We start from the raw sequence: 20,313 nt of genomic DNA on the forward strand, positions 1-20,313 counted from the left end.
CTCATTTTTATCTAAAGAAATCCTCAAACTCACTTTTTCTTTCCCACCCAATATCTTTCTTTAGTTTTTCAATTTTATTTTTAATAAAAGCCCTGTGCTTGATAAAATTCCTTGAGTTAGATAATGATTCCAACATTTGTTCCACTTGATTCAAAAAATTGATCCTTCCTTCAATTATGGGGATCCTACTTCCAGAATACACCCCGTTTGTATGAAAACTTAATGATTCAAATATTACTGGGTCTTGGTTAATTTCCAAAAATTGCTTTAGATATTCAAGCATTTTATCAGGGAAGGAATAAAGAATTACATTGAAGATAAGTTGTATGGTTTCTTTATTTTCAACATTCCTTTCAATAAAGTATTTTATGTAGTTTAGTCTCTTATCAATCTGCTCTGGGTCATTAGCGACAAAGAATTTATTTGCAAAATGTTCCCAATCCATTAGCACCAATTTCTTTTCGATTGCAAATCCCATCAAACTATCTATGGCTTCTGCATAGTTCTCAAAATCCCAGACGAATTTAAAATTATGGATGGGTAGTTCACTCCTTAAACGAGAAAACTTTGAATCATAAAATTCATTCAAAAAATCAATCAGGAAGTTAGGGCACAAATCATAAAGAGTTTTCATTTCTGCTCCATCATAATCAAAGTTCTGGCTATTCTTAAAGTTGGAAAAATAAACTTGTTTCAAAAAATTCAAATTTGAACTGAACTTATCGCTATGCTTTGATATAAATTCCCATCCAAATGAAATTTTTGCTTTATTGGTTTGAATTTTTTCAAGCAGTATCGAAGCCACCTTTGTATAAATATTCCTGTTGGCATTTCTTACTTTTCCTGAAAACCACCCTTTAATTACATCAAAAATATTTGGTTGATAATGATAATTAGCAAGAAAGTCTAAATTAAAAAAGAACCAACTCCCCTCGATCTGTTTAATACATTTGAACAATTGCTTAGTATAAAAAGCATTGGCATATTTTCCTTTGAGTTGTCTGAAAAATGCAAATTTCCAATGGAGAATACTCCTACTATCGAATTTGTTTATCAATCTGAAAAGCTGGTCGTGATTATCATTTAAACTCTTGAGAGCGTTACCTGTAATGTTGTTACAATAGTTGGCAGAAAAATTTTCAGAAAATCCTTTGTCTTCAAGAATATACTCCATTAGTTTCAAAAATGTACTTACATCCTTTATGGAGAGAATGCGTAATATTTGAGAAAATGAGAATTCGATACTCCCTTTTTTCCCATCTTTTTCGTCTTCCCATAATTCATTTACATCAAGCCATAAGTGTTTATAATCCTCAAATTTATAACGAAGGACAAATTCTTCTAGCTCTTCATACTTTTGGTTGTCAACAGCCTTCCAATCTGTTTGACCGTTCTCCTTTTTAAATTTTGGATCGTCGGGAATCTCATATTTTGGTCGCCCATTTATTAATTCTTGATCCAACTTTAAAACCAATTCAAACTTGTTGTTTATGAATTTCAGTTTTAAACTTTTATCAAAGGAAATATCTAATCTTTCCAACTCTTTGAAATACCCTTGTGCCGTTTTACATTCTTTATAGCTTCCAGGATCAAAATTTTGGTCAATAAATGGCAAAAGAATTTTGGAATCCTGCTCCCAAAAAGACTTCTTGTTATTGATTTCCCTTACTCCCCAAATATTGTATTTTGTGATGTATTCCGATAGTGTTTCGACAATATTCATCCTGTGATTATCAAATTCTTCAAAAAGAAAATTCCATATTTTTTTTCTAAAATCAGCAATAGGCGGAATATCTGGTATTGAGAAGGTGTACATTGTGAAGGAATTATCTCTATCCAATCCATCCGACTTTTGGAAAGCGGTTTGAAGAAAAGTATTGACTATATGATAAAAAATGCCTCTAAATAGCTTTGGGGTTCTTCCATTGCTGATAGCCTCAAACAGCTTGTCAAATAAAGTCTTCTGTCTAAAAAAACCAAATTGGTAATCGCCTTTGTCAAAGGATAATTCCCCTTTTGTATGATGGACAAATTCTGCTATGTAAGCGGGTTGTTTTTCAAGATATGAAAATGTGAGATCAAGAGCAAAATTAAAGTTGTTTGAAGGGTAAGGAAATTTTAAAAACTGTTTTAATACTCCGAAATAATCTTTATCATCTGCATCCCAAAATACATCATTTTTATCTTTTTCAAATACATAATTTTCTGTGGGGTCTTGTGGTATGTTTGCCACTTGATTCCCAATATGGGCTAAAACTTTTTCCTGATTGAAAATCCAAAATAGAGAAAGGAACTTCAACAATAATAATTCATCATCCTCAAAATATATCCATGCCTGGTCTAAAGACCCTCTTATCTGTTTTTTAATATGCTCAAAACCGAAAGTATTGGTTACAGGATAGACCATATCTCTAAATCTTCTATACTCATTTTCATAGAAATGCGTGATGAGCGTCGAAAAACTCAATATGCCATCACGGATAAATGTTTTATAGAAAAAATAGGTTGCTAAAATCTGGTCTGATATTTTCACCACTTCATTATCGAACAAGTCCACCAACTCCATTTGGTGTAGAATGATAACTTTTTCCCAGAACTCATTTTCGGATAGGCCAAAAGCTGAAAAAATTCCCTCATTATTTCTATACCCTTTTCCAATAGTTTTAAAAAAAGAAATGATCCCCAGAACTTTTAAAAAAGTTATATCCTCTAACTTGCCAATTTCTTTGACCACCTCATCATAATAGCTGTCATAAATTTTAGGAATTTCATTAAATGCGGATAGATTTTGTTTATCTAAAGCTACTTTCGCTGCCATTAATGCTAAACGGGGATTCCCTTGTGCCACTCTAACAATAACATCAGAAAAAATTCTATTAGTTATCTTAAAATCATCTGATTCTAATATTTCTCTAATTTGCGTATCGGATAAAGGGGACACCTTTATTTTGTCATAGATTAGATTTTTTGAAGCGTCTACGATAATGTTTAAAGCATAATCTCTTACCGTAGCCAAAATCTTTACACTTCCTGTTCTTTCTTCTTTTAAAAGGTTGATTAGGAATTCATAGTGTTTTGTAGCTCTATTGGCATCATCAATAAGAAGAATATAGTCTTTTTCTCTTTGCAGATGAACCCTAATATCTTCGTAGATTGGACACCCTTTATTATCTATGCAGATAGGAGTGTATGTAGAATTTGAATTGCAAAACTGGCTGAGAACTTCTAAAGCTAACCTTGATTTACCTACACCCGGATTTCCTTCGATTATTAGCAAGTTACACTTTCCTAAAATGGAAAGTGCTTCATGAATTTCATTCTCCCTGAAATATAGTTTATTACTTAATCCAGTTGCCAGTTTACCTTTTTCATATTCTTTTATAAAGTTCGTTGGAGTAAGAAGCTGTTGGGTATCTATGGGGACACCTAAAATGCTACCCAAATTAGGGTGAAATAGAGCTGCTTTTGTTAATTGGTCAATTCCATGTGCTTCAAATTCAGCTCCATGAGCTGCACATTTTTGACTTAGTTCGTTGTGTTCATCAACTTTCAGTTTTTGGGTAAAACACAGAATTACTTTTTTAACTTGACTATTTTTTATTTTGCTTTTACTTTCATCAAAACAATCGTCAACGTCGCTGGACAACTTCTCAAAGAAACTCTTGGCTTCGCCCAATCTATCTTTTGTAGTGTACTCTACAAAAACATATTCATGATTGTCTATAGGAATGTAGGTGTCGGGAGTGCCTTTCCTTGCTTTCTCTTTGCCGATTACTGAACCAGAGGATGTAAGAAAATCATATCCCTTCCAAAAGAAATAATCATTGCAAAAAACCTGAAATTTTGCTCCATTGATTCCTAATAGGGATTGTTCAATTAGTTGAATTTTTGACATAATTAGTTTTCAATCAAATAAATATACAATAGTATTTATTACATCATATTTAATTCCAATTAAAAATTTCGTGTCAGAATGTCTATATATTGATAAAAAAAAGCACAATACACCTTCGAAAATTTCATTAACTGACTTTTTGACACAACATGTAACACCTGTTGCGCAATAAATTTTCACAAAATTCGGAACAAAGCAGACAATGCCAAATATTACTATTTTTTCTGCGGTAGTGACAACTTCAAACTGTACGCCTATTATTGATTTTAAATTTTCCCAATTTCAACCAATCTCACCTATAATGAACGAACTCATTAATGATGCAATTGAGAGCTAAAGAGTAAGTTTTGCTAACAGTAGGAGAATGAAATACTAGAAAAGAAAAAAACCGCCAAATTACTCGAAAAGGTAACTTACATCTATTAAAGGAGGATCGAAACCCCGTTCCAATTGGGGCAAGGTTATAGAACTTTCTTTATTCTTGGAAAGTGCTACTTCGAGGCTTCTTTCTTTTTTTGCGCCAAATATAACCTTCGAAAAACTATAATCAATAATCAACTTTAATTGAATCTAATAGTTGACTCTAAGATCATACAAGGGGTTCTATTCCATGTTCTCCTGCCTACAAATATTAAAATCTCCCTTTTAAGGGAACTGCATTACATACAATGTCCCTTGCAGTGGTGGATTTCCGACCAAAGTTGACCCATTTGAAGATGAACTAACATAACAATCATCGAACATGTACGAAAATTTCTTTGCTTTTACTTCAATTATGTAAGTGCCTTCAGTTAATATTTTTATTACTGAAAAATTATAGGCATTAACCGAAAATATAACACTAGGACTATTTTGGACAGGAACTCTTCTTCCAGTTCCTTCTTGAACATTATTAATAAATATTGCTACATCAACAAACCCAACTGCTGTATTATCTGAATCGTTTAATTGTATCCCTCCTTCTGTTTGGATAAGTACTTTGTGGGTACTTCCTTGGGGAACAGTAATGATGGTAGTTAATCCAGGTATAAGCGTATAATTTAAAACAGAGTTATTTGCTATTAATGATTCTGAACCTAAACCAAAATTAATAATTGGACTATTCCCTGCGGGTCCCGTTAAACCTTGTGGCCCTGTTAGAGATTCTAAAAAATCAAGTTCTGTTCCTGTATTCCCGGAATTTAACCAAATTTGATAGGCACTTAATCCATCTTGTCCATCAGTTCCTGGCAGACCTTGGGGACCAGGAGTTCCAGAATTCTCAGCATATAGTGCATATGGTACACTCATCAATTGACTCGTACCTGATATTGTGTAATTATTTCCACCTGTAGGATCAGTTTCAGTTTTGATAAAATATGGTCCATTTGCCCAGTCGATCAAATCAAATCCATCTCCTCCTCCAATTTCTAATGACACTAATCCATTGGCATTTGTATTTTGTGTGTGGGTTTCAATGTAAACTACCGGGCCCAAAACCGAACCTTGAATAATACTGATCTGCACTCCTACGGCTGTATTAGTTACAAGGGAATTATTGCTATCCCGAATTACAGCCTGATAACTCATTCTCTGTGGGCTTTGAGCCCAGCCAAACGTGGTAAATGTTAATAAAGCTAAAACAGCAAATATCTCTCTCATTATTCTTAGTTTTTAATGATTTTAAAAATTACCAACTGCTTGCTATTTTCTAGTACTTTTAGAAAATAAGTAGCTGCTACAAGGTTATTTGTAGGGATATTTGTATAAGGCTGAGAAAGTACTTCCCCAAGTAAAAGTTTTCCATTTATATCGAAAAGCTGATATGACAAATTTTCTAAGCTATGATTTTCAATACTCAGTATTAGAAAATCAACTGTTGGGTTGGGGTAAACCTTACATGCAGGAAAAAAAGGTTTAACACCCACCAAACTTGTCACTATAGAAATTTCAAACGGTTGTTGCACACCCAGTATCGCCGAGCCATTTATACCTATATTGGATGTATAAACAATTTGGCCAACTGAATAACTCACTGCCCCCCCTTCACCAAAAGCATCCCTTCCTGTAGTCAAAGTTGCTTCTTGTGCTTGTAAAAATGAGAACCCAAAGGCCAAAAAGAGAAAGGCACAAATTTCAACCTTTATTAGTCTGCCTTTACCATACCTTTTTGAAGCCATTAATGTGAGTAAATTCATCTTCAAATCCTTTTATTGATTCTTTGTGGAACACAAATTTTATTTTATTTCCTTATCGAATTCCAAAGTCAAATACCTTATTATTATTGAAACTGGATGGCGTTGAACTCGCATATAAAAAACAATATTCACCTTGCCTTAATAGCCTGGAAAATGATACCTTAAAAATTCCCTCACCCACTTCAATATAATCAAATGGGATCTTATCCTTTTCCGGAATTCCGGCGGAAAAATTATAAGCATTTGAATTGCCAACAATCATTTCCCTGATACTTCTCTTTTCTGTTAATTTTACTAAAACAAATTCATTCGGAGAAGTAGCTGATGCAAAAAACCAGTTATCAGAATTAAAATTATCGCTGTTTTTAAAATAGAAATAAAACTCTGGACCATTATTATTAATCTGTATATTGCTATTTTCACCAGAAAGGGTGGACTTAACTTTGTTTTTCGCTAATCCATAGGTGGCACGCTGAGCAAGTGCGGTGCCCAATCCCCCTGACTTCGTCCCAGAAATTACCGTCGGATCAACTCTTCTTATTGGATTTATACTATCCTGGGGATTATAATAATAAATACCTACATCCCTCATTGTCAGAGGATCATTATAATCTTTTTCCTTTGCCAAAGCAACCTGGACCTCATTGTCCTTATCGATCATTTTACTGATAACTTCAGCAGGTACACCTTCACTACTCAGCTCAATTAAGCCATCGGTACTAACATCAAAAACACCATAACTTGTTTGGATTTTACTTATGACTACCGAAGGCTCCAAACCTATTTTACAAAGCATAACTACTTTTTCATTTGTTAAGGTGTCAACCCTGGTTTGTCCAGACACATAATGAAAGCTGATGATTGAAATTAAGAGGAAAATTACTTTTTTCATTTTCATACAATTTATTTTGAACTTATATTTAATAAACCAGTCATCTAATGTTATTGCCCGTTTTTCATGAACTTGACATTGCTTTTAGATTCCTCATTGTATCTGTTGCGATATCTTTATTATAATCCTTTACGAGGCCGGCAAGTCTAAACAAGTCAATTAACCACCAAATGAAAAAACCACCACCGGTTAACCAAAATACTATTTGTAATCCCCACTTTCCCAAGTAACCGTAATGCATTGCAAGAATGACTAAAAGGAATAAATATGCAAGTCCAACAGATTTTGATTTCCTTTTATACTCTTCAACAAATTCCTCTTGTCTCTGGGCAGGCATTTTAGCCAATTCATTTTTTACCATTGAAGGCAAATTGCCAGCAATTGAAGCTGGAATGTAAAATTTCTGTTGTTGTTCCATTTTAATATCTTTTAAATTATCTAATTTTCTAGTTGTTTTACTATGTTGTTTTCCTCTTGTTATCGAAAAAATTATGGCTTCTACTCTTTATAATTCCATAATATTTATCCATTGAAGAGTACGTAACAATTATTCTCGTAGTCAGGTTAGCTGAAAGATCATGAGTTTATCCAAACTTTAACAACTTAAAAACCAGCTATATACTTCCAAAACCAATCGAAAAATATGCCTTAATGACTTCAGTAGATTTTTATTTTTGGGCAACCTTTGTTTTTATGAATCCTGTTTTCTTTGACCAAGTCCAACCACTTTTAATGTCAGGTGGAGAATTAGGAGGGATTTCATTAGAATTCTGCTGTAATTGAATCCTTTTTGAAAGGTCTTTATTTAATGATTCTCTAATTTCATTTCCTTTTTTAGCACCATAACTTCCACGACTTTTCTCTATTTTTTCATCGGAGTTTGCATCATGAATAAAATAATCAAATGGAATATCTTTTCCCTGGTCTTTTTCAAAATCTAGTATGAACATCCCATCTGACACATTACTTACCCAGTAATTACCGGCATTTCCCCTAAGGGTAATAAATATTCTCGAATCAGGTTTTACAGAAGCATCTTTCACTTTAACTGAATTACTACCTTTTGAAACAAAAAAACTGCCTCCTCCAGAAGGGTTATTCGAGTTTGTTCTCGGATTGTACCAACCTGGCTCAACTATACAAAGTATTTTCCCGGTACCGATACTGTTAAATTTTTCTAATGCCCGGCCTACAATAAAACAAGGTTTGTCTGCTCTCATCACATAGCCTCGCATTGAGGAGGATGTCAGGTAATCTCCAATTTTTATTGGACCATTTTCCCCGCACACTTTTACTGGAACGCGGCCTGTTAACGATACAGGAACTCCATTTGGGGCATTTAGTGTAATAGTTGGGTTTGACGAGTGAACTCCTAGAATAAAGGGATTATTTTCTTTTTCACAAATTGTATAACTATTGGACTCTTTTGATGAAATCGCAATTAAATCACCTGGCTCGGTTTCTTCTTCAACTATAAAGTACTCTGCAACATCTCCCAATAAGACATTTGATCCAGCAAAAATATTTTTTTCAGCATAAATATTTCCCTCGGAAAACTGGCCTCCAACAATTCCTACACCACGAGCAACAACATTAAAGCCGTATAATTCAAAAGTACTAGATCCCGTTGAAGAACTTTCCATCCCTACAAATCGGAACCGAATCCAATTTCCAAATACCTCGGGAGGGAATTCGGAGTATGCAACTCTAAAAAACCATGTATCATAAATACCATTCCAACAAGCTTGATAATCACTTGAGCTACATGTGGTATCACATCCATAGGCATTATCAGGATATTCACCAAACGTAAAGGAATTTATTTTGGTCCATTCCCCCTCGCCAATTCTATATTCAAGGAATACTCCATCATAATTATTCTGCAAATCACAATAAAAAGTTCCTTCAACCAATAATGTGGAAGAAATTGATGGAGCCCAAACCCAAGGGGAGTAAGCGTAGCTTCGGTTATAACTTCCTTGACTTTGATAATACAATAGCCCTGAATCATTTCCAAAACCATCAACAAACCATTGGGTGTAGGGGTAGTCCCCAGTACCACAATCACTATCTACCGTCCAGGCTTCTGTTCCGCTTAGGTAAGAGAGTTTATAAAGTGGTATATTGGAATAGCTTGGAGAGCTAGATGGTTCAGATGGATTACCTACTTTTAAATAGCCTGAAACCTGTGTATTACCCTCAACATCCAACTTGTCATTGGGATTAATATTTCCGATCCCCACATTTGTCCCGTCATCGAATATTACTGAATTACCAATATTTGTTCCATCAGGGGTAAACTTTGCAACATAGTTTACCTGGCCATCAATTGTTAGAGAGGACAGATATACCGTACCACCGTTGTTCGACAAGGTTAGCGTATTCCCATTGAGTGTAAGCTGTTGAATTTCATTGGTGTTACTTAAATCCCCCTGATTTACAATTGTATTGTCCTCTATTAAAATTCCCTCCCCTGCATTATACTCTACACCTGAATTGGCCGCATTCTGCGCAAATAAAGCATAAGGTACGCTTACCATCTCCGTTATTGGGCCAGGAATACCATTAATTGTAGTCTTTATATATTTCGAACCTGAGGCCCAATCTATTGCAGCAAAATCAATTGGATTATTTTTTCCAATAGTAATATTAAACAGACCTGTTTCAGCTTCTGGGGAAACAGAATGAACTTCACTGAAATCAGGTACGCCGCTACCCATACTATTTGAGAATATCTCAATCAATATTGAGAGTGGCATACTTATCGGATTACCTAACTCATCCCTCATTACTGCCTGATAATTAATTCCTTGAGGTACTTGAGCGCTTAATATGACTATAAAAAAGAAAAATATAAAGACGGAAATAATTGTTCTCATTGTTTAACGATTTTAATAGTTTTTGAAATTAGTCTGTCATCCGATGTTAAAGTCAATATATAAACACCAGTTACCATCCATTGTAGCTTCAGAGGTGAATAGTCAAAAGAACCAGAGCGGAGCTTTTCCCCAAGCATGTTTGTAAATTGAAAGGTTTGAAAACGAGTGAAGTTTGTTTCGATCTTTAGGCTTTGTGATACAGGGTTGGGATATACTCTGATATAATAGTAATCATCAAAATCACTCTCCTCCATATTCACTCCTAAAGCATACCAAGGTTGGATAACACCCGCGGTAAAATAATTATTTAAACCTGGGTTGCCTGTAATGTTTGTAACAACCTCTCCCATTGAAAATTCAATACGATTATTGTCTGAAATTGGAATAATACCACCTGAAGTATTCAATGCTTGCTGGGCTTGTATAAAACATGGCCAGACAAAACAGAAAACAACTATTATCTGTGTTAGGACTACGCAAAAGCTTTTTTTAGTCATCATTTTTATTTTGATTGTTCAAAAGGGAATTTTACTATTTATATGGTGCAAAGCAGTATTACCAATAGACCTGGAAATTAAAAAACATAAGTTGGCTTCGAAACCTTTCAATTTGAAGTTTTTTATGAAATAAAACTTCCCTCAACAGATTGTAGATGTCAAGTTATTTACAACCTCACCAAAGCCACCCTTTAAAAATCAAATTCAATCCAAAATCAGGTTGATTTTCTGCTTGAGCAACACCAATTTTTCTAACAGTCTCCAAGTAATAGGCATGTGCTTCTCTATTATCTTCATAAACTTTTCGATCCCATTGTTCTAATTCGATCATTTTTCCATAGATCTCCTCACTCAATTGATTACCTTCTTCCGCACATTTAGCATCAACAGGAATTAATGCTAATATGGCAGATGCCTCATCGGCACCTGAACGGTTAGGTTGAGCAGACCACCCTGCTCTCGCTTGTTGTACTAAAGTTTTGCAATTCCTTTCAATCGTAGATTTGTAAATCACTTTTGATTTACTAACAGCTTTTTCAAAACATTCTTTACACACTTCAGGCACATTCAAAAGGAGCGAAAGCGCAGCTTCTCCCTGTCCAGTATTTTCAAGCATATCCGCTTTACTTAGAATGAAGTCACAACGACTATTAAAAAAGGAAACAATACCTTGTCTGCCTTTTTTTACAAATTGGGACAAATCGGGAGCATTGACATTAAATGCCCGGATGGCTGAGGTGTATGCTTCTACATCTGAATATCCGAGACCGGTTGTATTTATTGAAGCAGTTGAAAAAACAGTTTTTGTACCGTAATCGGCTATGTATAATGTGGTTTGCAATTTGATTTTAATCATTGCCGGAGCGGTAGAAGTCAATAATTTTTCGATAACCACTGGACGAGCAACTAACAGGAATTGTGGCTGAAAGGGCATCCCACCAAAACCATGTGAATTTGCAATGAGTTGAAGCTGGTTTGACAATATAGGCCTTACTGAAACGGGTATTTCAGTTAATTCTTCTGGAACAATTGGCGTAATTGCTATCCGTTCTGCATCAGAAAGGCTATATTGAGTTTGTTGGGCAGCAATAAAATTGAAAAACAACAACCCAATGGAAAAAAGAAATATCTTTTTATCTATCATGATAATTAATTTTAGAATTATCCAATTTCTAATTACCTCCTAGAATAAGCCAGGCTTCACCAAGCCCACGTGTATTGATCCTGCATGAGAAATTATAAGGTGGTTTTTCCAGTCTTTTTTCAATAATCCTCATAAACCTTCTTGCATCAAGTGCTCTTCCTTTTTCATTGTAAAGTGGAATTCGTGCTTGTTCGACCCGAAGTCTGTTTTCTGTTGCAACAGATAAGTTGTAACGTGCTTTCACACAAAGTTCATCCAGCCAATATTCAATTGTTTCACTTAATTCTTCATCACCAAACTCGGATTCTAAATCTGCTTCTGCTCCTTGGGAAATTCGAAATTCTAGAATCACTTCACGTCCATTTGCCATCAAATCATCAAAATGTCTTTGCAGGTCTGAAGTAAATTCAGTCAGGCGAGTGTAATTGTCTTCTAATAACATTATGTCTAAAGAAGTGTTGGCAGAAGGTCTCCCTAGGACAGGGCAAGTTGCAATTTGTTTATTTGTATAAGCGTCTAGCCCTTTCAGGTTTAAGGAAAGCATCCGTTCAGGACCATTACGCTTAAATTCAAAATCTATGTCGAGAATAATATCAGCCCTTGCAGTACTTTTTACTTTATCAAGTAATGATTGCTTAAGTTCCTGCCCACTTTGATCAGTAACAACATCCTCCTCCATTCTTGTATTTGCAAGATTTTTCAATTCTGCTTCCAGGTCCTTGAGGGGAAATTCTTCTTTTGACATAAAGCCATTAATACTGGTTATTATGGCTCGCATATCACTATCTTCCTGAAAAAGTCGCTTATAATCTGGTATCCTATTGGTTTCACCATAAACCTCAACTTCCTTGAAAAAACCATTTCTGATACAATAAATATCAGAAGGAACCACCATTGCAGTAGGCTTTTTAGCTTGACAAAAGCCACTGGGCATATCCACTAATAAACCCGAAACTATTGTTAGGATTAGAAATAATATTTTTTCTATTCTCATTTTAGTTAAATTTTAAAAACCATCAATAAGTTTTGGTGCCAAACCGTCTTCCTGCATCTTTTGCTTAAGCCGTCGATGGTCTACCACTACAAACACACCAACCTTATATTTTCGCCCTACTTTGATTCTGTTTTCAGGAAGAATACTTCCATCGCCACTAAGGTTTACATAGTGAAGGTAGGTTCCACCTTCCTTAAAAAACTCCTTGAAGTAATCCGGATTTTTTTCCAAACCTTGAGGAACAATTGGTGTATTTGGGCAACCACTTACACCTGCTTTAATACCTTTAAAAAGGGCCTCTTGTACCGCATTTCGTTTAGCTTTCTCAATAGCTTTTTTCAGGGAACTATCATAACCCCATGCTTTTAGCCTTATTGAGCCTTCCATCCCGGCTCCCAGACATTGTGCTTCTGATAATGCTGGAATTTTTCCTGTTCCACAGGATGGGAAAAGCGAAAGGAGAGCAGAGAAAATTAAAAGTGATAATGGAAAAATAAACCGAAGTTTCATTTTGTGGAATTTATTAAGTGTCTTGAAAATCCTTTAAAAAGCGATTCGTACTCCAACTCTATTCGTAATTCCTGCACGGTGTGGATAAATATCGAACCATTTCAATTCGGTTTCCTCCATCTTCCCGCCAATGTCCATATACGCTTTAGTCACAGGAACATCATATTCAAGAGAAAGAAAGGCTTCCATCCAATACGATAATTTCACCCCGCCCTCAGCCCCCAAGGGAAGTAAAAGTGCTGTATGTTTTTCATTTGTTGCTTCGTTTAAGGCCCAATCGTTAGCTATTCCAACAAATATCCCCGCTCTAAAAATTGAAGCAACAGGGTATTCTTTTTTAAGATACAGCCAAATGTGTTGAAACTCTTTATATTTATCTTCATCAAAATTTCCTTCAACCTTTATTGACTCCAGGGTAAACCCAACGCCTGTCCTTAATCCATTTCTAACCTCGCTTCCCCATTTCCTTCCAAGGGTTAAAGAAAGGTTATATTCTAAATTAGCTCCTATATCCCTGATTTCAGAGGTTGAAATTCCCGGAGGGGAGAATAGGCATGCAACAGCGATCCCTTTTTCCGGTTTTTCCTTTAATAACATACCTTCCTCAAGTTTAGCCAAGCCACCTACCCGAATGAATTCACTTGGCTTTGTTCCCTGACTTGAAGTCCTGGTATTATTGGTTACACCGGATTTGGCCCTTACTATTCCTTTTCGCTTGTAAACAATTTTCCCGTCCGCTTTCTCTTTTTTCTCAAGCACAAAAAAACGCTTTTCAGGATATACGCCCTCTTTTACACCGATTTTGGCAAGTATAGGATTTGCCTTATACAACCCTGTTTTTACCTGAAAATCTTCATTGGTAACAGTTAATTGATCTAAAACTTTTTCAATAACCTCCTCTTCGAATATTTTGATAAATTCTTCATCAGTTCTTGGTTTTACAGCGGAGTTACTTTTTGTTACATTTTTACTTTCTGATGCAAAAATGTATTTATCCGGGGCTTGTTTATCCACAAAGACAACAGGCACATTTAAATTCTCAAAAGCTGCGATTTTATGAGCTCGTGTCTCTTCTGAGTCATCTTCGTATATCCAATTGTCATAAAGTGTCTGTTGAACTTGTTCGTTATAATCCAATTTGAATACATGGGCTATGAAGTTGCCAGCATACCCTCTTTGTGTTCGCTCAATTGGGACGAATTTGTAACCTGGATTGTCCCGAGCTATTTCTCTTCTAATCTGGTCTTCCACATTATAATATTCCTCCATTGTCAGAAAGGCTTTTACATCCACCAAAATTATATAGGATTTATTGATAAGATTAAATCCAGCATCCTTTAACTCGGCAATATCTCTCGGACCCGACTTTGCCAATTGTTTTTCCAGATCAGATGCATTATACATTCCTCTGTCAGCTATCAATTTTGTATTAAATTCCCCTTCCTGACTTCTTTGGAACCAATATTCGAGTAATTCACGACCAATATGAGAATTGGTCATGGCCTGAGTAGTTACGTTATTGGCAGGCTTACCGGATAAAATGCTTTTGGGCAGTTCCTTTGTAGAAATATTATTCCAATCAAACCTTTTAGCGTATGGATTATTACTGTTATAAAATGATCTAAAGTTGAGCTTAGTGCCCTGCTTGTTTGCGATTTTGAGAATTACAAAACTACTTCTGTCATATGACAAATCTTCCTTTGCATTAGACTGTGCATCAATTGTTGGAATGCCAATAAAAATGATTACGACACAGACCAAAAGAAATTCTAAAAAGTGTGATTTAATTTTCATGGTATTTGCATTTTCTTAAATTTCACATGAAACCAATACCTCCGTTTCTACCATAAAAGCGATGAATACTCACCTCTTATATTTATGTTGAAACACAAAAACACAACTGCATTTGTGTTATTACCTAGCAGTGTAAATCTATAGCTTAATGACAATTGAAGAGAAATTTCAGAAGAGACAAAAAACAATAAAAGTAATTTCGTATTTTTAAGAAAGACCGACCTGTTATATACATAACAGGATCATTCTTAGATATTAATACATTAATACAAAAAAAGTCTAATACAAAAAAGTCATTTAATGAATAACACAAAGTTATATTTGCTGGTATCTACTCTATCAGAAAACCAATTAATGGAGTTAGAGGAATTCCTTGAGTTATCCTCCAATGGGCTTTCGCAGAAACAAATACTGATATTGAATTTTCTTATTGAAAAGTTGCTGAAAGGAGATAGAAATATTTCTAAAGAAGAGGTAATAAATGCGCTGACTCCCATTCAAGATGGAATTGACAAGCATTGGAAACAACATCTTTCAAAGTGTTATGAAGTGGTAAAGCGATATATCCTGTTCTCTTTCTCAAATACTGATAAATTCCCGGAAGGAGAATTTTTTGCAGATTACTATGTTGAAAAGAGCTTAGGCGATAAAATGCTCAAAGGCTTATTAAAACGGTTAGAACGATCTTTAGATAAACCTGGGAACCGAGATTATTATTACCATTTAAGGAAATTCCAGATATATCAATGGCAGGCAATGAGCAAAAAAATAGATGCCACAACTGGTGAACTTCTCAAAAGTGGTTCAGATGCTTTAGATTTATTTTATGTTGAAAATAAACTTCGAATATACCTGGAAATTCTAACTCAGGGAGTTGATCACAAACAACATTACTATGATCATAAAATGGAGCTATTAAACGCTGTTGATAATGAAAAAATAGAAGATCTGGGGGCGAAAATATTTCATTTGTTTTTCCAAAAACAACTTGCAAATGATTTCACAGGAGTAGAAAAGATTATCGAAGAAATAATCGCCAATAACCATCTTTTTGAAAAATTTTATCAAAAATCAATTTTGGAGCAGTTGCTGAATTTTTGCACCCATAACATTAATAAAAAGCAAGTCGATTTCGCTGGCCATTACCTTAAAATAATAGAATTACTTGACGAATCTGGATTGTTACTGGACGGTTCATTTATCCAATGGCAGAGATTTAAAAATATTGTGACAGCCGCTTTGATCCAAAAGGATAGCCAGTTGGCAAGTTTTTACATTGATAAATACATGGTTCACTTGATTCCTGAAAAGAAAGAACAAGCAGCATTACTAGCCAATGCTCAAATTGCCCATCAGCAGGGTGACCTTGATAAGGTTTTAAAAAGGATGGCACTATTGACTACTAAGGGTGCAATTGAATTGGTGGACTACGGAAGGTTAATCCTTAAGGTCTATTTCCAAAAAAAAGAATACATCGCTCTCAGGAATTTCTCCAAAACTATGAGAACCTATTTAAACCGAAGCCTGAAAAAAGAAGATGGAGTTTCGGAATTGATGTATGATCGAGTACGGAATTTAATTTCACTTATTTTAGCCCTTGTTAATGAAAAAAAAGTTGAGGAAAAAACCATTGAAACTACCATTTTGTACGGAGTTGACTATTTATGGTTAATGAATCAAGTAATAAACAAGAACAAGCCGTCCCTTCCCGAAAACACCTAAGTATTTGGATAAGGACGGCTTGCATTCAAATCACTTTTTTTCAAAAGTCCCTGAAAAAGTATAGCTTGTAGAAGTTTCTACTTTTACAAGGTAAATTCCCGTGGAGAGACTCTCAATCGAATATCGACAAATTTGTAGCAAACACCCATTGTGCACAACAACAACGTCGTCATTTTCATCATAGATGGTAACTCTTTCGATCAAAATGTTCGGATTTCCCGAATCTGCGGTAAGCATTGTGATGTCCGTTGAAATAGTCCCTCCACTCAGTACATGAGAAAATTCATTTCCTGGAAAGAAGAATTCATCTTCTGCTTCAGAATTGCCCTTCTGATAAGGCAAAATGATGCAGGCGAGAATAAAAAAAGCAACAATTTTGAATTTAAAATCCATAACATTTCATTTTAAATGCTATGGAGGCGCCTCCGTTGGCAAGATTAAATAACCATTCCGCCGGAAAAAGAGTTTTGAAAAAACCGATTTTAAATAGTACTCAGTGTATGTGAAAATATTCTTTTGGAAAATTCACTTCTTCTGAAAACCATCATTTGATATAATGAGTATCATACAAAAAAAAAGTCCCCCTTTTGGAGAACTTTTTTTTATTTTTTTGAATTCAAAAATTTACGCCTACTCTATCAAAACAAAACCTGCCCAAAAATAAGGATTGTTGTAACCTTTTTGTTTCTGCAACCACTTTTGCGCTACTTCAAGTGCTTGATGTATCGGCATTTTCTCTATTAAATAATTGCGATAAAAAGCGGACATCAACTTGCTTGATGCCTCGTCAGATACTTGCCAGAGACTCATCAATATATATTTTACACCGGCAATTTTAAAGGCACGTTGCAAGCCATAAACACCTTCATGTCCCTTAATATCCCCTAAGCCCGTTTCACATGCAGACAACACGACCAATTCTGTATTGGATAGGTCCATTTGGCTAATTTCGTAGGCTGTCAGAATTCCATCATCAAAATTTTTATAAGGGTGTTGATTTTCCCAGGCGTAATTAGCTCCAGCAAGAATAAGGCCTGATCGTAAAAGGGGGTGCTCAGACATTTTAAACACTGCCCCGAACAAATCTTGTTTTGCAGCAATAGTATCCTGTACCAGGTCAGGATAGAAAAAGCCGTGTGTACTAATGTGCAAGATACGTGGCGACCCGCTATTGAGAGATTTTCCGATTTGTTTGAAAGCTTCTTCGTTGGCTTCAAAACCTTGAAGGATTTCTGTTTGAAAGCCGGCTTCCTTTAGGAATTTATTGACCTGATCCACTTCAGTAGCACTAAATTCAAGATTCCTCCATAAATCATCGTTCCCCCGGAAACCAGGCTTTTTCCCACTATCATATTGAAAATAGTTCTCCTGCAATTCATTTTGAATAACAGGATTCGGTAATGAAACGACGGCCTGACGATAAGCTGTTGTATCCATTGAATATTGGATATTTCCCAGGAGGGTCGCATTAGGTATGGCTGATTTATAGGGATAAGATTGACTAATCTGCCGCGTGCTATTTACCCTGATCAATTGGTATTGATTACCTAACCGTCCACTTGATAAACCAGGCTGAATGGCGGCAAGGTTGAGTCTATACAAATCACCTGCCGGGGCATACCATATTTTATTTACTCCCTTGAGCAGGTGCTCTATAGGTTTCCAGATGTAAATATAGAGAGGTGTTTCACCTCCTTTTCGAAGGTCGAAATAGAGGTTTTTGATGAAAAAATCTTCGGAAACACCTTCTTTTCCTAATAAGCTGTCCAATTGTTTTTGTTCACACAGTGGAACAAATACTGGTCCATCTGTATCCGGGAGAAGCACAAGGGCGGCATACTGAAAAGATTCAGTAGCTTCGGGATCATATTTACGATAATAAATGAACTCAATTGCCGCTTCACCAGGTTTTAGATTCACTTGTATTTCCTGCCAGGGCGGTGCCGAAAAAGCACCTGCAAAAATGGGCAAGTTCTGGGTGAGAAGCTTTTCGTAAACCTCCGCTTCTGCTTCTACCTTGGTAACATATTGACGCTCAGAAAAAGGCTTGGCATATTCGGTAGCAAGCCGGCGACGACAGCCCTGCCAACGTGCGTACGTTTCGCGAGAAAGACTGTCTGCATCAGAGACAGACCTTGTCAAGCGGCGGAAATTTTCGAGTAAATGCCCGCGATAAAAAAGGGCGTTGTCGAAACAAGCTTGATTTAATTCCGAATCAGAATTAAACTCAGCAAACGACTGAAGCTGGTTAAAATACCTTTCAAAGGTATGAAGATAAGCTAAAAATTGATTCTCAGAAGAATAGAGGGCTGCCTCTTCGACAAAATGGCGGCAAAGTTCATTCAGCTCCAGAAAAACTCTCTTAGCTTCAGATAGGCGACCTGTTTCCCAATATAATATAGAGAGGTTACTCAATGACATTGCATAACTGGGATGTTGTTTTCCTAAAATGTTTGTCTGAATTTCAATCGCTTCCAAAAAAAGGGGTTCAGCTTTTTCATAATCTTCCAATTCCAAATACAAGACCCCAAGATCATTTAATAGTGTGGCATAATCTGGATGCAGTTTCCCTATGGTATTTTCCCAAATGGGTTGAGCTTCCAATAAAAGATCTTTAGCCTTTTTAAGTTCTCCCATTCGTTTGTATAAAACTGCAAGATTTTGTAAAGCCAATCCATATCGTGAACCCTCTTTACCCAACTTATTTGTAGCAATATCTTTTGCTTCCAGATAAAGTTTCTCCGCTCTGGAATACTCGCCCTCTTCCATATATAGAATTGCAAGGTTGTTCAATCCCGTAGCATAATACAAATGATCCTTTCCTAATACCTTTGCCCAAATATCCAATGATTCCAAAAAGAATGGTTCAGCCTTGGAGAATGCCCCCATATCAAGATACAGATTGGCAAGTTTAAATAAAGCTATTGCATAGTTAGGGTGTGTGGTGTTATTAGTTTTTTCCAAAATGTCTTTAGCGTCCAAAAGTAATTGCTCGGCAGTCATATAACTCCCCATTTTAGCATATAAGTCACCGAAATCACTCAGAAGCATTGCATAATCCAAACTAAATTTTCCAAAGGTTTTTTCAAAAATATCTATAGCCTCCAAAAAACGAGACTTAGCCCTATCATAATACCCCATTTCCAAATACATGTAGGCCAGGCCATGCAAATTTAGGCCATAGTTCATGGCTTTTTTTCCTTTTACCTTTGCCCAAATATCCATAGATTCCAAATAGAGGGGTTCTGCTTCCGTGTACTTCTCCAAAGTACGATATAAATCAGCAAGATTGCCTATGGAAAGGGCATAGTAAACATTTTCTTTACCTAGAACTTTTGCCCGAATGTCCCTTGATTCAATAAAAAGCGGTTCAGCCTTTGAGTATTGCCCCATTTCTTTATACAAAGCTCCTAGGCTATTCAAAGCTGAAGCAAATTGTCGATGTTCTCTTCCCAATTTTTCTTCTAAAATTCTAATAGATTCCAAATAGGGTTCCTCCGCATCTGAATACCTCCCAATGTAATAAAGTATCCTACCTTGGTTGAGTAGACAATTGGCATAAGGTATAGTGTTTGTTCCAATTGTTGATGCTGCCTTGTCCTTTGCTATTTCAATGATTTTTAGAGCTTCTTCAAACTTTTGTTCTTGAAACAGCTTTCGGCTCTCTTCCATTAAACTATCTACTTCATGAGCTACTAATATAGAGTCTTGTGTTTGGGAAAAAAGGAAGATGGGAAAACTAATAAGTAATGTAAGGAATTGTAATTTCATAATGGTAAATTTTGGTATGTTATACTTTAAAGAAATGG

General features: G+C 35.6%; 14 protein-coding genes. 1 reads left to right on the forward strand and 13 read right to left on the reverse strand.

Annotated elements, in window-relative coordinates; all coding sequences use genetic code 11:
- Nucleotides 1-7: 7 nt before the first annotated feature.
- From H6571_07215 to H6571_07265, 11 genes are all read right to left on the reverse strand, one after another.
- The gene (locus tag H6571_07215) at nt 8-3,895 is read right to left on the reverse strand and encodes a hypothetical protein (protein ID MCB9323516.1); all 3,888 of its coding nucleotides are present in this window, start codon (nt 3,893-3,895) and stop codon (nt 8-10) included.
- A gap of 645 nt (nt 3,896-4,540) precedes the next feature.
- A complete protein-coding gene (locus tag H6571_07220; GenBank protein MCB9323517.1) occupies nt 4,541-5,536 on the reverse strand; it encodes a hypothetical protein in 996 nt (331 codons plus the stop codon).
- A 5-nt stretch (nt 5,537-5,541) separates the two neighbouring features.
- Complete coding sequence (locus H6571_07225; protein ID MCB9323518.1) at nt 5,542-6,072, reverse strand: T9SS type A sorting domain-containing protein; 531 nt, start codon at nt 6,070-6,072, stop codon at nt 5,542-5,544.
- A gap of 52 nt (nt 6,073-6,124) precedes the next feature.
- Nucleotides 6,125-6,964 (reverse strand): hypothetical protein, encoded by an 840-nt coding sequence (locus H6571_07230; protein MCB9323519.1) that lies wholly within the window; start codon nt 6,962-6,964, stop codon nt 6,125-6,127.
- Nucleotides 6,965-7,028: 64 nt separating this feature from the next.
- The gene (locus H6571_07235; protein ID MCB9323520.1) at nt 7,029-7,301 is read right to left on the reverse strand and encodes a TM2 domain-containing protein; all 273 of its coding nucleotides are present in this window, start codon (nt 7,299-7,301) and stop codon (nt 7,029-7,031) included.
- Between the two features lie 331 nt (nt 7,302-7,632).
- Nucleotides 7,633-9,843 (reverse strand): hypothetical protein, encoded by a 2,211-nt coding sequence (locus tag H6571_07240; GenBank protein MCB9323521.1) that lies wholly within the window; start codon nt 9,841-9,843, stop codon nt 7,633-7,635.
- The gene (locus H6571_07245; GenBank protein MCB9323522.1) at nt 9,840-10,343 is read right to left on the reverse strand and encodes a T9SS type A sorting domain-containing protein; all 504 of its coding nucleotides are present in this window, start codon (nt 10,341-10,343) and stop codon (nt 9,840-9,842) included. Before H6571_07245 ends, H6571_07240 begins: the two co-directional genes overlap by 4 nt.
- 172 nt (nt 10,344-10,515) lie before the next feature.
- Nucleotides 10,516-11,484: a hypothetical protein gene (locus tag H6571_07250; protein MCB9323523.1), complete on the reverse strand. Its 969-nt coding sequence runs from the start codon at nt 11,482-11,484 to the stop codon at nt 10,516-10,518.
- A gap of 28 nt (nt 11,485-11,512) precedes the next feature.
- Nucleotides 11,513-12,478 (reverse strand): hypothetical protein, encoded by a 966-nt coding sequence (locus H6571_07255; protein MCB9323524.1) that lies wholly within the window; start codon nt 12,476-12,478, stop codon nt 11,513-11,515.
- A gap of 12 nt (nt 12,479-12,490) precedes the next feature.
- On the reverse strand, nt 12,491-12,988 hold the full coding sequence (locus H6571_07260) for a hypothetical protein (GenBank protein MCB9323525.1): 498 nt from the start codon (nt 12,986-12,988) through the stop codon (nt 12,491-12,493).
- A gap of 33 nt (nt 12,989-13,021) precedes the next feature.
- On the reverse strand, nt 13,022-14,782 hold the full coding sequence (locus H6571_07265) for a hypothetical protein (protein ID MCB9323526.1): 1,761 nt from the start codon (nt 14,780-14,782) through the stop codon (nt 13,022-13,024).
- Between the two features lie 300 nt (nt 14,783-15,082).
- On the opposite strand from H6571_07265, the gene H6571_07270 reads away from it, so the two are divergent.
- Nucleotides 15,083-16,504, forward strand: coding sequence for a hypothetical protein (locus H6571_07270; GenBank protein ID MCB9323527.1), 1,422 nt, complete (start codon nt 15,083-15,085; stop codon nt 16,502-16,504).
- A 30-nt stretch (nt 16,505-16,534) separates the two neighbouring features.
- Here the strand turns inward: H6571_07270 and H6571_07275 are convergent, their stop codons facing one another.
- Together H6571_07275 and H6571_07280 are read right to left on the reverse strand one after the other, a co-directional pair.
- Nucleotides 16,535-16,897, reverse strand: coding sequence for a hypothetical protein (locus H6571_07275; GenBank protein ID MCB9323528.1), 363 nt, complete (start codon nt 16,895-16,897; stop codon nt 16,535-16,537).
- A gap of 237 nt (nt 16,898-17,134) precedes the next feature.
- Nucleotides 17,135-20,275, reverse strand: coding sequence for a CHAT domain-containing protein (locus H6571_07280; GenBank protein ID MCB9323529.1), 3,141 nt, complete (start codon nt 20,273-20,275; stop codon nt 17,135-17,137).
- Nucleotides 20,276-20,313 lie beyond the last annotated feature (38 nt).

Source organism: Lewinellaceae bacterium (assembly GCA_020636105.1).
Taxonomy (GTDB): Bacteria; Bacteroidota; Bacteroidia; order Chitinophagales; family Saprospiraceae; genus BCD1.

What these genes read in the sequence shown, in the direction of transcription:
- H6571_07265 (MCB9323526.1), bottom strand. Translation starts at nt 14,782, where the DNA reads ATGAAAATTAAATCACACTTTTTAGAATTTCTTTTGGTCTGTGTCGTA.
- H6571_07215 (MCB9323516.1), bottom strand. Translation starts at nt 3,895, where the DNA reads ATGTCAAAAATTCAACTAATTGAACAATCCCTATTAGGAATCAATGGA.
- H6571_07235 (MCB9323520.1), bottom strand. Translation starts at nt 7,301, where the DNA reads ATGCCTGCCCAGAGACAAGAGGAATTTGTTGAAGAGTATAAAAGGAAA.
- H6571_07275 (MCB9323528.1), bottom strand. Translation starts at nt 16,897, where the DNA reads ATGGATTTTAAATTCAAAATTGTTGCTTTTTTTATTCTCGCCTGCATC.
- H6571_07280 (MCB9323529.1), bottom strand. Translation starts at nt 20,275, where the DNA reads ATGAAATTACAATTCCTTACATTACTTATTAGTTTTCCCATCTTCCTT.
- H6571_07230 (MCB9323519.1), bottom strand. Translation starts at nt 6,964, where the DNA reads ATGAAAAAAGTAATTTTCCTCTTAATTTCAATCATCAGCTTTCATTAT.
- H6571_07260 (MCB9323525.1), bottom strand. Translation starts at nt 12,988, where the DNA reads ATGAAACTTCGGTTTATTTTTCCATTATCACTTTTAATTTTCTCTGCT.
- H6571_07245 (MCB9323522.1), bottom strand. Translation starts at nt 10,343, where the DNA reads ATGATGACTAAAAAAAGCTTTTGCGTAGTCCTAACACAGATAATAGTT.
- H6571_07240 (MCB9323521.1), bottom strand. Translation starts at nt 9,843, where the DNA reads ATGAGAACAATTATTTCCGTCTTTATATTTTTCTTTTTTATAGTCATA.
- H6571_07220 (MCB9323517.1), bottom strand. Translation starts at nt 5,536, where the DNA reads ATGAGAGAGATATTTGCTGTTTTAGCTTTATTAACATTTACCACGTTT.
- H6571_07250 (MCB9323523.1), bottom strand. Translation starts at nt 11,484, where the DNA reads ATGATAGATAAAAAGATATTTCTTTTTTCCATTGGGTTGTTGTTTTTC.
- H6571_07225 (MCB9323518.1), bottom strand. Translation starts at nt 6,072, where the DNA reads ATGAATTTACTCACATTAATGGCTTCAAAAAGGTATGGTAAAGGCAGA.
- H6571_07270 (MCB9323527.1), top strand. Translation starts at nt 15,083, where the DNA reads ATGAATAACACAAAGTTATATTTGCTGGTATCTACTCTATCAGAAAAC.
- H6571_07255 (MCB9323524.1), bottom strand. Translation starts at nt 12,478, where the DNA reads ATGAGAATAGAAAAAATATTATTTCTAATCCTAACAATAGTTTCGGGT.